Below are 13,378 nucleotides of genomic sequence, written 5' to 3'. Positions count from 1 at the left end.
ATCGTAGGCGAGGAAAATGCGGTGCCGACCGTCGGTGGCCGTGCCTAGTGTGGTTGATCGTGCGCCCCCTCCCCGTGCCCGACGTGGGCACTCCTCCGCTCTCCTCGTCCGCGCGTCTGCTGTGGTGGCAGGCGGGGCGGCAGCGGGGCGTGCTCGGCGCCTCGGTCGCCGTCGGCATGATCGCGATGCTCGCCGAGGCCGCCGCGCCGCTGCTGCTCGGCCGGGCCATCGACGAGGGGCTGGCGCAGGGCTTCGGCACCGACCTGCTCGTGTGGTGCGGCCTCATGGCGCTCGCCGCGGCGGTGATCGTCGGCAGCGGCGTGTTCGCGCACACGTGGGACGTCGAGAACTGGATGCGCGCGTCCTTCGCGTTCTCCCAGCTCGTCGGGTACAAGGCGACCCGCGCGGGCCAGGCGGTCACGCGGAAGCTGCCCACCGGCGAGGTCGTGACCGCCGTCGCGAACGACGCGCTGCGGGTGGGCGACATGTACTCGGTCGCGGGCCGGTTCGCCGGCGCGGTGCTCGCCTACGTGGCCGGCGCCGCCGTGGTGCTCACGGAGCACCTGCCCCTCGGGCTCGTCATCGTCGTGGGCATCCCGGTGGTCGCGGGCGTGCTCGGGCTGCTCGTCAAGCCGCTCACCTCCCGGCAGAACGCGCACCGCGAGGCCACGGGCCGCCTCACCGCCCTCGGCGCCGACACGGTCTCGGGGCTGCGGATCCTGCGCGGCATCGGCGGCGAGGACGTCTTCTCGGGCCGGTACGCCCGCCAGTCGCAGGAGGTGCGCCGCCAGGGCGTGCGGGTCGCCGGGCTGCAGTCCGTGCTCGACGGGCTGCAGGTGCTCCTGCCCGGCCTGCTCGCCGCCGCCGTGCTGTGGCTCGGGGCGCGGGCGGTCGTGCACGGCGAGATCACCGGCGGCCAGCTCGTCACGTTCTACGGCTACGCCGCCTTCCTGTCCTGGCCCGTGATGATCGCCACCCAGATGACGCACACGACCATCCGTGCCGTCGTCTCGGCGCGCAAGATCCTCGACGTCCTGCGCGTGGACGAGGCGACGCCGCAGCCCGCGCGCCCGGTCGACGCACCGCCGGCCGGCGCCGAGCTGGTCGACGAGGCCAGCGGCCTCGTGCTGCGCCCCGGGCGCGTCGTCGGGCTGGTGAGCGCCGACCCGGACGCCGCGGCGCGGGTCGCGGTGCGCCTCGGGCGGCTCGACGACGCGGTGGAGGCGGACACGCCCGTGCGGCTCGGGGGCGTGCTGCTCGCCGACCTGGACAAGGAGGCGCTGCGCCACCGGGTCGTCGTCGCGGAGGCGACACCGCACCTGTTCTCCGGGGTGCTCGGCGAGGAGCTGGACTCCCGCGGGCGCGCCACCGAGGCCGAGCTGATGGCGGCGGTGCTCACCGCGGACGCGCGCGACGTGCTGGACAGCGTGCCCGGCGGCCTCGCCGGCGAGCTGCCCGAGAAGGGCCGGTCGCTCTCGGGCGGGCAGCGCCAGCGGGTCGCGCTGGCCCGCGCGCTGCTCACCGAGCCGGAGATCCTCGTCCTCGTGGAGCCCACCAGCGCGGTGGACGCCCACACGGAGGCGCGCATCGCGGAGCGCGTGGCCGAGGCCCGGCGCGGGCGCACCACGCTCGTGGTGACCGCCAGCCCGCTGGTCCTCGACCACCTCGACGAGGTGCTGCTGCTCGACGACGGCCGGGTCACGACCGCGGGCACGCACGCCGAGCTGCTCGCGCGCACCGGCGACGACGGGGCCCGCTACCGCGCCGTCGTCGGGCGCAGCATGGCCGAGGACGGCCCGCCCGCGACGGACGTCAGCACCGACGACATGGAAGGAGCGGTCCGATGAGCACCACGGCGAACCAGCTGCCGATCGCGGACCGCGCCGAGGTGAACCGCACCGTCGGCCGGCTGTTCCGCCACCACCGCGGGCAGCTCGCGGCGGTCGCCGTCCTGCACACGGTGGCGGCCGTCGCCGGGCTCGTCGGTCCGTTCCTCCTGGGCCGGGTCATCGACGAGGTCACGGGCGGCACCACGCTGGACCGCGTCGACCGGCTCGCCCTCGTCGTCCTCGGCGCCGTCGTCGCGCAGGCGGTCGTGACGCGCTACGCGCAACGCCTGTCGATGGTCTTCGGCGAGCGCGTGTTCGCCGAGCTGCGCGAGGAGTTCATGCGCACGGCGACGCGCCTCCCGCTGTCCACGGTGGAGAAGGCCGGCACCGGCGACCTCGTCGCCCGCACCACCAACGACGTCAACAAGCTGCAGCACGCGGTGCGCTTCGGCGTGCCGCGCGTGCTGGTGTGCGTCGTGACGATCGGACTGACGACGGTCGCGTCGTTCCTCGCCGACCCGCTCGTCGCCCTCGGGCTGCTGCTCGGGGTGCCGCTCATCGTCGTCGCCACGCGGTGGTACCTCAAGCGCGCGACGCCGGGCTACCTGCGTGAGTCCGCGGCGTACGCGACCCTCAACGGGACGATCACGGAGGCCGTCGAGGGGGCCCGCACCACCGACGCGCTGCACCTGGGCGCGCGGGTCCGCCGGCGGATCGACGCGGACCTGCGCGAGGCGTTCGCCGCCGAGCGCTACACCCTCGGCCTGCGGCTGCGACTCATCCCGTCGCTGGACAGCGCCGTGTCGATCGCGCCCATCGCCGTCGTGCTGTGGGGCGCGTGGCTGGTGTCGCAGGACGTCACGACCGTCGGCACCGTGGCGACGATCGCGATGTACGCGCACCAGATGGGCGGCCCCGTGTTCGACCTCGTCTTCTGGCTGGACGAGCTGCAGGTCGCGGCGGTGGCGCTGGCGCGGGTGGTCGGCGTCGGCCTGGTGGGCCCGGACCGGGTGGCGGGCACCGCCGTCCCGGCCTCGGAGGAGGTGCGCGCCCACCAGGTGCGGTACGCCTACCGCGAGGGCCACGACGTGCTGCACGGCATCGACCTGGACCTGGCCCCCGGCGAGCGGCTGGCCGTCGTCGGCCCGTCGGGAGCGGGCAAGTCGACGCTGGGCCGGATGCTCGCGGGCATCCACCCGCCCACGGGCGGGTCGGTGATGGTCGGCGGGGTGCCGCTGGTGGAGCTGCCGCTGGAGGACCTGCGCCGGCACGTCGCGCTGGTGACGCAGGAGCACCACGTGTTCGTCGGCTCGCTCGCCGAGAACCTGCGGCTGGCGGACACCGTGGCCGACGACGACCGGTTGTGGGAGGCCCTCGGCGCGGTCGACGCCCGGGACTGGGCGGCGGCGCTGCCGGACGGACTCGCGACGGAGGTCGGGTCCGGCGGCCACGCGCTCAGCCCGGCGCAGGCCCAGCAGGTGGCCCTCGCCCGGCTGGTGCTGCTCGACCCGCACACCCTGGTGCTGGACGAGGCCACGTCGCTGCTCGACCCCCGGGCCGCCCGCCACCTGGAGCGCTCGCTCAACGCGGTGCTCACCGGGCGGACGGTCGTCGCGATCGCGCACCGCCTGCACACGGCGCACGACGCCGACCGCGTCGCCGTCGTCGACGGCGGGCGGATCAGCGAGATCGGTCCGCACGACGAGCTGGTCGCCGCCGGCGGTGAGTACGCCCGGCTGTGGCGGAGCTGGCAGCACGAGTAGCCCCGGCCGACCGTGGTGGGCGCCCCAGGCGCCCACCACGTCTCAGGGTGCGGCGACGGGCTGGCGGACGATCGTGCGCCAACGCTCGGGGGCCGACCGCCGGGGGTCGGTGAGGTAGATCTCATGATGCGTGCCCGCGAGCGCGAGGCCCTGCTCGGCGATGAACGCGTGCAGGCCCGCGACGGTCGCGGGCTCCGTGGAGAACGGGCCGACATGCAGCACCTGCGCGGCCCGGCCGTCGCCGAACCGCTCCAGGCGCACGCGGTCGCCGGCCGGCAGGTCGTTGGCCCGCGTGACCCGGTCGAGCAGCGCGGGGGCGTCGAGGTCGTCGACGGCGTCGGGCAGGCTGATCATCATGGTCCAGCGCCACTCGTCCTTGGCGTGGACGCTGAAGGTGCTCAGGTCGTCGGACCACCACAGGCCCTCGAGCGGCATGACGGTGTACGCGTCGCCGGTGGCCTCCTTGACCGCGGCGCGCAGCGCGTAGGCCAGCGGGTAGAGCGTCGTCACGGCGTCGGTGTAGGCGGGCGCGGTGTTCGGGTCCCCGGCGCCGTCGATCATGAGGTGCGGCCGCGGTGGCACGGTGACGAGCGACGGCGCGGTGTGCGCGGTGTAGTGGTCGCGGTACGTGCGCTTGAGGTCCACGGTGGCCATGCCCCAGCGTCACACCCGGCACCGACAGCCGGTCGTCCGCCCGACCCCGGCGCCGACCTATCCTCGGGGGGTGAGCACCGACGACACCCCCGCCCTGCCGCCGCTCGTCGCCCCGGGGCCGGAGCTGAGCCCCGAGGACCTCGCCCGCTACGCCCGCCACCTGTCCCTGCCGGGCGTGGGCGTCGAGGGCCAGCGCCGCCTCGCGGCCGCACGGGTGCTGGTGATCGGGGCCGGCGGGCTCGGCAGCCCCGCCCTGCTGTACCTGGCGGCGGCCGGCGTCGGGACGCTCGGCGTCGTCGACGACGACGTCGTGGACGCCTCGAACCTGCAGCGACAGGTGGTGCACGGCGTCGACGACGTGGGCGCGCCGAAGACCGCGTCGGCCGCGCGGTCCCTGGCGCGGGTGAACCCGGGCACGCGCGTGGTCGAGCACCGCGAGCGTCTCACGTCCGCGAACGCGGTGGGCCTGCTGCGCGGCTACGACCTGGTGCTGGACGGGTCGGACAACTTCGCGACGCGCTACCTCGTCTCCGACGCGGCGGAGCTCGCCGGGGTCCCGGTCGTGTGGGGCGGCATCTACCGGTTCACGGGGCAGGTCGCGACGTTCTGGGCCGCGCCGACCGCCGGCGTCGAGGGCGTGACGTACCGCGACGTCTTCCCGTCGCCGCCCCCGCCCGCGCTGGCCCCGGACTGCGCGACCGGCGGGGTGCTGGGCGCGCTGTGCGGCACCGTCGGGTCGGTGATGGCGACGGAGGCGATCAAGCTGGTCACCGGCGTCGGCCGCACCCTGCTGGGCCGGGTCGCGGTGTACGACGCCGCGGAGCTCACGTGGCGACGGCTCACGGTGTCCGCGGACCCCTCGCGCGAGCCGGTGACCTCCCTGCCGGACGACGCGGCGTACGCGACGTTCTGCGGGCTCCCCGCGGCGTCCGGCACGGCGGCGGAGGACGACGGGCTCGTCGCCCCGGCGGAGCTCGCGGCCCTGCGCTCCGGCGACGGCTCCGAGCCGTACGTGCTGGACGTGCGTGAGCCGTGGGAGGTCGAGATCGCGTCCCTGCCCGGCGCGGACGTCGTCCCTCTGGGCGACCTGCTCGGTCCCGACGGCGACGCCGTCGTCGCCCGGGTGAGCGAGCGGACCGCGGGCCGGCCGGTGCACGTGCTGTGCAAGATGGGCGGCCGGGCCGCCCGCGCGGCGGACTTCCTGCGCGCGTCGGGGGTGCCCGCCCGGGTGGTCGACGGCGGCATCCTCGCCTGGTCCCGCGACGTCGACCCCTCGGTCCCGATGTACTGAGCCCGGACTACTGAGTTCGAGCGTCCCGATCGGGACCTCATCCGGCTGGAATGGGGACCCAAGCGGGACGCTCGATGTCAAGGCCGGTGCCGGTCGTCGTAGAGCGCGTCCGGGGTCGCGTGGACGTCCCGCCCGTCGACCTCGACGAGCAGCACGGATCCGTCGGGCAGCACCCAGGCGAGGTCCACCCGGGACCGCCAGCCACGCCCCACCACCCACAGCTGGACGGCGTCCGGCGGGAATCCTCGGTCCTGGCACGTCGCGCGCGCCCACGACTCGGCGGGCGACTCCGCCCGGGCGTCGGCGTCGTCCCACCATCCCCAGCAACGCCGGGCTCCCCGGCGTCGCGCGGTCAAGGACCTGGCGCATTCGGGGTCGGTGAGCAGTCCCTGGTGGCGAGCGGAGTCGAGCACGGCGACGGCGTCGAGCCGGCCGAGCGTGGGGACGGCCTGGGCGAGGGCTTCGGCCAGGGGTGCGCACCGGACGCCGTCGATCACGACGGGCGTCGCGACCAGGAGCCGGCGCACCCGCACCGGCCCGGTCCTCTCCCGCGAGGTCGCGTCCGGGAGGGTCACCTCGGGCCGGTAGCTGGGCGGCACCCCCTTGACCCCATGCAGCACCAGCGCACCGAGCCCGACCAGGATGGAGCCCGGCAGGGAGAGCGGCCCGAGGAACGCGGTGGGTCGACGGCGCAGGTCGTACCTCGCCGAGTCGGACTCCGGCTTCACCGTCGTCGTGTCGAAGACACCCCTGGCGAGCCGACGCCACTCCCCGCGGTCGACCCGTCGCGCCACCTGCCGACTCGTCAGCCCGGACGCGTGGCACTGCCGGAGGTTCACCAGGCCCGCCTGGCGCCGGGCCACCTGCAGCAACGACGACGGCACGGGCTGGGATGGTCGGGCCATCCCCGTACCTCACCAGAGGCGCGCGACCTCCGGCCGACGCCATCCACAGCCCCCGAAGAGCGTGTCGGTTCGGGTTGGTCCGCGCGGTCGTATCCCTCCCGAAGTGGAGCGCCGCCAGGGCGCGTGAACGCGACCGCGCGGACCAACCCGAACCGACACGCCCCAGCGTTCAGAGGGCGAGGTCGAGGTTCCCGGACCGCTCCCCCACCGCCATGCGGCCGTCCGGCGACGACGACGCGAGCGCCTGCTCGCGCCGAGGGATGCGGCCGGCGCGGGCGGCGTCGTGGCCCGCGTCGACGGCCAGCCGCATGGCCCGAGCCATCCGGACCGGGTCCTCGGCGCGGGTGACGGCGGTGGCGAGCAGCACGCCGTCGCAGCCGAGCTCCATCGCCCGGGCGGCGTCGGAGGCCGTGCCGATGCCGGCGTCGAGGATCACGGGCACCTCCGCGGCGGCCGCGATGGCCTCGATGTTGCGGGGGTTGCAGATGCCGAGCCCGGAGCCGATGGGGGCGCCGAGCGGCATGACGGCGGCGCACCCGACGTCCTCCAGGCGCCGGGCGACGATCGGGTCGTCCCCGCAGTACGGCAGCACGACGAATCCGTCGCGCACCAGCTCATCGGCGGCCTCGACGAGTCCGAGGGGCTCGGGCAGCAGGGTGACGTCGTCGGCGATCACCTCGAGCTTGACCCAGTCGGTGCCGCACGCCTCGCGCGCGAGCCGTGCGGTGAGCACGGCCTCGGAGGCGGAGAAGCAGCCGGCCGTGTTCGGCAGGGCGCGGATGCCGAGACGCTCCAGCAGCCCCCACACGGACGACTCACCGGCCGGGTCGCCGGGGCGCGGGCGGGCGACCCGCCGCATCGCGACGGTGGTCAGCTCGGTCCCGCACGCCACGAGGGCGTCCTCCAGGGCCATGAGGCTCGGCGCGCCGCCGGTCCCCATGACCAGGCGCGAGCCCAGCGCGGTCCCGGCGATCGTCAGCGCGTCGCTCGTGGTGCCGGTCATGTCAGCCTCCCTGCACGGCGGTGAGGACCTCGGCGCGGTCGCCGGGCCGCAGGTGGGTGGTGGTCCAGGCGCCGCGGGGCACGACGGCGTCGTCGAGGGCGACGGCGACGCCCTGCGGGGTGCCGTCGACGACGCAGCCGGGCACGAGGGTGCGCACCAGCTCGTCGATGGTGACGGGCTCGGGCAGCGGGTAGGGGTCGCCGTTGACCAGGGCGGACCCCGGGGGCGTGTCGGTCGTCATCGGTGGGCTCCTCGGTTGGGGGCGGTGGTGAGGTTGCCGGTGGTAAAGCGCCCGGCGTCGGCGGCGGCGAGCGCGGGCACGTCGGGGTCGCGCCCCAGGAGGCCGGCGACCACGGCATCGGCGGTGAGCGGCGCGAGCAGCACGCCGTTGCGGTAGTGGCCGGTCGCGAGGTGCAGGCCGGGGACACCGGTCGGCCCGATGAGGGGGAGGTTGTCCGGGGTGCCGGGGCGGGCGCGCGGGGTCGCCTCGACCAGCGCGGCCTCGTCCAGGCCGGGCAGCAGGGCGCGCGCGTCGCGCAGCAGGGCGAAGACGCCGCCCGCGGTGGCGCGCCGGTCGTCGGGGCCCTCCTCGCTGGTCGCGCCGACGACCACCTCGCGGTGCTCCGGCGTCGTGCCCGGGCCCGTCCCCGTACCGGCGTCGCGCGGCACCACGTACACGGGCCGGCCCTGCACGAGCCCGCGCACCACCTGCCGCGGCGCGGCGCCGGGCCCGGCGTCCAGGCGCAGCGTCTGCCCGCGCACCGGCCGCACGGGCACGCTCACGGGCAGGCCGTCGAGCAGGTCGCCGGCCTGCCAGCCCGTCGCGACGACGACGGCGGGCGCGCGGTGGGTGGTGCCCGCCGCGTCCTCCACGCCGACGACGGCACCGGTGGCGTCGGTGCGCAGCCGCCGGGCACGCTGCCGCACGACCGTGGCACGGGGCGCGGCGCCGAGGGCGGCCAGGAGCGCGTCGTGGGCGGCGCGCGGGTCGGCGACGTGGTCCGACGGCGCGTGGACGGCGCCGCGCACCCGGGGGCCGAGCAGCGGCTCGAGGCGGCGCGCATCGGCGTGGGTCAGCTCGGTCGAGTCGAGCCCCCAGGTGCGGTGCAGGGCGACGGTGCGGCGCAGCTCGCCGAGGTCGTCGCCGTCGTACGCGGTCACGAGGGTGCCGACCGCGCGCAGGCCGACGTCGAGACCGGTCGCGTCGGCGAGGTCGCGCGCGAAGGCGGGCCACCGGGCCGCGCCGGCCACGCCCAGGCGGGCGGCGGGCTCCTCGCCGAACCACGACTCGGCGACGGGCGCGAGCATGCCCGCCGCCGCGCGGGTCGCGCCGTCGCCGGGCGCGGGGTCGAGCAGGACGACGCGCAGCTGCTCGCGGGCGGCGCGCCACGCGACGGCGGCGCCGACGATGCCGGCGCCGACCACGACGAGGTCGGGCTGGGGGTCGCTCATGACGATGCTCCCTTCGCTGGCATGATCCAGATCAGGTTCGACGGTCGGCTCCGACGCCCTCTCAGCCCCGGCGGGGCTCCCGTGCGCGGCCACTGTAACCCGAGCCGTGGTTACCCTGGCCCGCGTGACCACACGCTCCCCCGACGACGGCGCCGTCGTCCGTGCCCGCCTCGCCGACGCCCGCCTGTACCTGTGCACCGACGCCCGCGAGGAGGCCGGCGACCTCACCGACTTCCTGCACGCGGCGCTCGCCGGCGGTGTCGACGTCGTGCAGCTGCGCGACAAGACCCTCGACGTCGCGCGCGAGCTGGAGCTGCAGGCCACGGTCGCGCGGGTGGCGGCCGAGCACGGCGCCCTGTGGGCGGTGAACGACCGGGCCGACGTCGCCTCGCTGGCGGGCGCCCCGGTGGTGCACATGGGGCAGGACGACCTGCCGACGACGGCGGTGCGCACGCTGCTCGGTGACGGCCCCGCGCTGGGCCGGTCCACCCACTCGCGCGAGCAGGCGGCCGCGGCCGAGGCCGACCCGGGCGTCGACTACTTCTGCGTGGGCCCGCTGTGGGCCACGCCGACCAAGCCGGGGCGCGCCGCGGTGGGCCTCGACCTGCTGCGGGAGGTCGCCGGCACCCGGCCCACGACGCCCTGGTTCGCGATCGGCGGCATCGACGCGGAACGGCTGGACGCCGTGCTCGACGCCGGGGCGGAGCGGGTCGTCGTCGTGCGTGCGATCACGCGGGCGCCGGACCCCGAGCGGGCGGCCCGGGAGCTGCGCGAGCGCGTCGCCGAGCGCGCGGGGGCGTGACCCCGCGGGCGTGACCGGCAGGGACGCGCGATCTCCTAGCCGGGCAGGCCGGCGATGCCCCGGCCCACGGGGTCGTCGTCGGGCTCGTCGCCGCGGCGGTGCGGCCGCTCGCGGCGCCCGCCGACCATCTCGTCGCGCACCAGCCGCAGCCACAGCGCGACGGCGAAGACCCCGAACACCCACCACTGCAGCGCGTAGAAGACGTTCTGCAGGTTGACGCCGGTCCCGCCCTCGATGACGGGGCGGGGCAGCGCGGCGGGGCCGCCGTCCGCGGCCGCCGGCTGGGCCGGGTCGGCGGACGTGAGCACGAGGTACCCGGAGTAGATCGGCCCGCCCCAGTCGTTGACGAGCGCGCCGGTGGCGATCGAGCGGGTCAGCGGCGGGCCGCCGGGGTTGTCGGGCAGCGGCTCGGCGCCCTCCTGCGTCGACTCGGAGGCCTGCAACCAGCCGGTGACCCGCACCTCGCCGTCGGGCACGTCCAGGGCGTCGGGGCCGGGCGTCGGCGAGTCGACCCAGCCGCGCACGACGGGCACGACGGGCGGCCCGGACAGGTCCGCCCACGACGCCCCGCCCGTGCCGTCGTCGGTCACTCGCAGCGGGGTCAGCACCAGGTACCCGGTGCGACCGTCCAGGGACCGGCCCACCACCAGCTCCTGTCCGTCGGGCTCGTAGGTGCCGCTCACCCAGGCCTCGCGGCCCACGAGCTGGCCGGGGAACGTCGTCTGCGGCGGCAGCAGCTCGCCGAGCCCCTCCGGCGCGGCCGCCGCGGCCTCCGCCGCCTCCTGCTCGGCGGCGAGCTCGGCCCGCTGGTACGCCCGGTCGAGCTGCCACACCCCGAGCCGTGCGCACACGGCCGCGGCGAGCAGGAGCGCCAGGAGGATGCCGATCATGCGCGGCTGGCGGGCGACCGCCCAGAACGACCGTCGACGCGGGGGCGGAGTGGGCACAGGACCACCGTAGACGGCCCCGGCGCGCCGGCCGGAATCACGCGGCGTCCGGCCGGCCGCGGGACCTGACACGGCGTCGGGTCCACGTCACCGCCACGACCTCCCCCGTCGGGCCTGGTCGGGCTGCGATGCGCGGAGGTCTGGGGTGGAATGAGACCGGGCGGACCACCCTCACCCACCGGGCATCGACCCCGAGACCAGGGAGCGTGTGATGAGCACCACCACGACCACACCGACCAGCAGCCCCGCCGCGTGGCGCACCGCCGAGACCGGCGGCGTCTCCGACGAGACGCTCGAGCGGATCGACCGGTGGTGGCGGGCCGCGAACTACCTGTCCGTCGGGCAGATCTACCTGCTGGACAACCCCCTGCTGCGCCAGCCGCTGACCCGCGACGACGTCAAGCCGCGGCTGCTCGGGCACTGGGGCACCACACCCGGCCTGAACTTCCTGTACGCGCACCTCAACCGCGCGATCCGCGAGCGCCACCAGTCGACGGTCTACGTGGCCGGGCCGGGGCACGGCGGGCCCGGCCTGGTCGCGAACGCCTACCTGGAGGGCACGTACTCGCAGACCTACTCGGACGTCACCCAGGACACGGAGGGCATGCGCCGGCTGTTCCGGCAGTTCTCCTTCCCCGGCGGCATCCCGAGCCACGTGGCCCCGGAGACGCCCGGGTCGATCCACGAGGGCGGCGAGCTCGGCTACGCGCTCTCCCACGCCTACGGGGCGGCGTTCGACAACCCGGACCTGCTGGTCGCGGCGGTGGTCGGCGACGGCGAGGCCGAGACGGGACCGCTGGCCACGAGCTGGCACTCGAACAAGTTCGTGAACGCGCGCACGGACGGCGTCGTGCTGCCGATCCTGCACCTCAACGGCTACAAGATCGCCAACCCGACGGTCCTGGCGCGGATCAGCGACGACGAGCTGCGCGACCTCATGGTCGGCTACGGCCACACGCCGTACTTCTTCACCGGCGGGTTCGACGGCGAGGACCACGCCGCGGCGCACCGGCGCTTCGCCGCGCTGCTGGACGAGGTGCTGGACCACATCGCGCGGATCAAGGCGGACGCGGCGGCGGGCGAGGACGAGCGGCCGGCGTGGCCGATGATCGTCTTCCGCACCCCCAAGGGGTGGACCTGCCCGCCGGTGATCGACGGGCACACGACGGAGGACTCGTGGCGCGCGCACCAGGTGCCGCTGTCGAGCGCCCGTGACACCCCGGAGCACCTGCAGGTGCTGAAGGACTGGATGGAGTCGTACCGGGCGGAGGAGCTGTTCGACTCAGGCGGCCGGCTGGTGGACGACGTCGCGGCGCTGGCCCCGGAGGGCGAGCTGCGGATGAGCGCGAACCCGCACGCGAACGGCGGGCAGCTGCTGCGCGACCTGCGCCTGCCCGACTTCCGGGACTTCGCCGTGGACGTCTCCGCGCCCGGGGGCACCGTCGCGGAGGCCACGCGCGTGCTGGGGCGCTGGCTCACCGAGGTGGTGCGGCTCAACCCGGACAACTTCCGCATCTTCGGGCCGGACGAGACGGCGTCGAACCGGCTGCAGGCGGTCTACGACGTCACCGACAAGCAGTGGAACGCGGACTTCTTCGGCCCGGACGTCGACGAGCACCTGGCGCGGGCGGGGCGCGTCATGGAGATGCTGAGCGAGCACCAGTGCCAGGGCTGGCTGGAGGGCTACCTGCTCACGGGGCGGCACGGCCTGTTCACCAGCTACGAGGCCTTCATCCACATCGTCGACTCGATGTTCAACCAGCACGCCAAGTGGCTGAAGGTCACCAACCACATCCCGTGGCGCCGTCCGATCGCGTCGCTGAACTACCTGCTGTCGAGCCACGTGTGGCGCCAGGACCACAACGGGTTCTCCCACCAGGACCCGGGCTTCATCGACCACGTGGTCAACAAGAAGGCGGAGATCGTGCGGGTGTACCTGCCGCCGGACGCGAACACCCTGCTCAGCACGTACGACCACTGTCTGCGGGGCCGCCAGTACGTGAACGTCGTGGTGGCGGGCAAGCAGCCCGCGCCGCAGTTCCTGTCGATGGACGCCGCGATCGCGCACTGCACGCGCGGCCTAGGCATCTGGGACTGGGCGGGCACCGAGGTGGAGGGCACCGACCCGGACGTCGTGCTCGGCTGCGCCGGCGACGTGCCGACGCTGGAGGTGCTGGCCGCGGCCGACATCCTGCGCCACGAGCTGCCCGACCTCACGGTGCGGGTGGTCAACGTCGTGGACCTCATGCGCCTGCAGGACGAGAAGGAGCACCCGCACGGCCTGTCCGACTCGGACTTCGACACCCTGTTCACCGCCGACCGCCCGGTGATCTTCAACTACCACGGCTACCCGTGGCTCATCCACCGGCTCACGTACCGCCGCACGAACCACGCCAACATCCACGTGCGCGGCTACAAGGAGGAGGGCACCACCACGACGCCGTTCGACATGGCGATGCTCAACGACATCGACCGCTACCACCTGGTGATCGACGTCATCGACCGGGTGCCGTCGCTGCGGTCGCGGTACGCGGGGCTGCGGCAGCGGATGGTGGACGCCCGCCTCGCGGCGCGCCAGTACACGCGCGAGCACGGCGAGGACATCCCCGAGGTGCGCGACTGGGTGTGGCCGGACGCCGGCGACACCGCGCTGCGCACCGGCGGCCCGCAGTACGACGCGGCGGCCGCGACGGGCGGCGACAACGAGTAGTGCGGCCGGGCGGCGTCGCGTG

General features: G+C 75.5%; 11 protein-coding genes and 1 riboswitch. Of the genes, 5 read left to right on the top strand and 6 right to left on the bottom strand.

Annotated features, from left to right (window positions below; all coding sequences use genetic code 11):
• Window positions 1-59: 59 nt before the first annotated feature.
• Together EYB28_RS06395 and EYB28_RS06390 are read left to right on the top strand one after the other, a co-directional pair.
• A complete protein-coding gene (locus EYB28_RS06395; RefSeq protein WP_370459443.1) occupies window positions 60-1,847 on the top strand; it encodes an ABC transporter ATP-binding protein in 1,788 nt (595 codons plus the stop codon).
• Complete coding sequence (locus tag EYB28_RS06390; RefSeq protein ID WP_166845810.1) at window positions 1,844-3,592, top strand: ABC transporter ATP-binding protein; 1,749 nt, start codon at window positions 1,844-1,846, stop codon at window positions 3,590-3,592. Before EYB28_RS06395 ends, EYB28_RS06390 begins: the two co-directional genes overlap by 4 nt.
• 42 nt (window positions 3,593-3,634) lie before the next feature.
• Here the strand turns inward: EYB28_RS06390 and EYB28_RS06385 are convergent, their stop codons facing one another.
• The gene (locus tag EYB28_RS06385; RefSeq protein ID WP_166845808.1) at window positions 3,635-4,246 is read right to left on the bottom strand and encodes a GyrI-like domain-containing protein; all 612 of its coding nucleotides are present in this window, start codon (window positions 4,244-4,246) and stop codon (window positions 3,635-3,637) included.
• A 70-nt stretch (window positions 4,247-4,316) separates the two neighbouring features.
• On the opposite strand from EYB28_RS06385, the gene EYB28_RS06380 reads away from it, so the two are divergent.
• Window positions 4,317-5,537, top strand: a complete 1,221-nt coding sequence (locus tag EYB28_RS06380) for a ThiF family adenylyltransferase (protein ID WP_240930414.1) — start codon at window positions 4,317-4,319, stop codon at window positions 5,535-5,537.
• Window positions 5,538-5,614: 77 nt separating this feature from the next.
• Here the strand turns inward: EYB28_RS06380 and EYB28_RS06375 are convergent, their stop codons facing one another.
• The 4 genes from EYB28_RS06375 to thiO all read right to left on the bottom strand — a co-directional run bounded on the left by EYB28_RS06375 (window position 5,615) and on the right by thiO (window position 8,897).
• The gene (locus tag EYB28_RS06375) at window positions 5,615-6,442 is read right to left on the bottom strand and encodes a type IV toxin-antitoxin system AbiEi family antitoxin domain-containing protein (RefSeq protein ID WP_166845804.1); all 828 of its coding nucleotides are present in this window, start codon (window positions 6,440-6,442) and stop codon (window positions 5,615-5,617) included.
• A 169-nt stretch (window positions 6,443-6,611) separates the two neighbouring features.
• Window positions 6,612-7,445, bottom strand: a complete 834-nt coding sequence (locus EYB28_RS06370; RefSeq protein WP_166845802.1) for a thiazole synthase — start codon at window positions 7,443-7,445, stop codon at window positions 6,612-6,614.
• Between the two features lies 1 nt (window position 7,446).
• A complete protein-coding gene (thiS, locus tag EYB28_RS06365) occupies window positions 7,447-7,686 on the bottom strand; it encodes a sulfur carrier protein ThiS (RefSeq protein WP_166845800.1) in 240 nt (79 codons plus the stop codon).
• Window positions 7,683-8,897, bottom strand: a complete 1,215-nt coding sequence (thiO, locus tag EYB28_RS06360; RefSeq protein WP_166845798.1) for a glycine oxidase ThiO — start codon at window positions 8,895-8,897, stop codon at window positions 7,683-7,685. The genes thiS and thiO overlap by 4 nt, the downstream gene beginning before the upstream one ends.
• Window positions 8,889-8,990: riboswitch (TPP riboswitch) on the bottom strand. It overlaps the preceding gene by 9 nt.
• Before the next feature lie 22 nt (window positions 8,991-9,012).
• On the opposite strand from thiO, the gene thiE reads away from it, so the two are divergent.
• Window positions 9,013-9,699, top strand: coding sequence for a thiamine phosphate synthase (gene thiE / locus EYB28_RS06355; protein WP_370459503.1), 687 nt, complete (start codon window positions 9,013-9,015; stop codon window positions 9,697-9,699).
• A gap of 35 nt (window positions 9,700-9,734) precedes the next feature.
• Here the strand turns inward: thiE and EYB28_RS06350 are convergent, their stop codons facing one another.
• Window positions 9,735-10,646 carry an SURF1 family protein gene (locus tag EYB28_RS06350; RefSeq protein ID WP_240930413.1) on the bottom strand — a complete coding sequence of 304 codons (912 nt, stop codon included), beginning with the start codon at window positions 10,644-10,646 and terminating at the stop codon, window positions 9,735-9,737.
• Between the two features lie 211 nt (window positions 10,647-10,857).
• Between EYB28_RS06350 and EYB28_RS06345 the strand changes: the two genes are divergently transcribed.
• The gene (locus tag EYB28_RS06345) at window positions 10,858-13,356 is read left to right on the top strand and encodes a phosphoketolase (protein ID WP_166845795.1); all 2,499 of its coding nucleotides are present in this window, start codon (window positions 10,858-10,860) and stop codon (window positions 13,354-13,356) included.
• Window positions 13,357-13,378 lie beyond the last annotated feature (22 nt).

This window comes from Isoptericola sp. BMS4, assembly GCF_011634835.1.
Taxonomy (GTDB): domain Bacteria; phylum Actinomycetota; class Actinomycetes; order Actinomycetales; family Cellulomonadaceae; genus Isoptericola.
The sequence above is the reverse complement of the archived record's forward strand: the minus strand, read 5'-3'. Positions and strand labels throughout refer to the sequence as shown.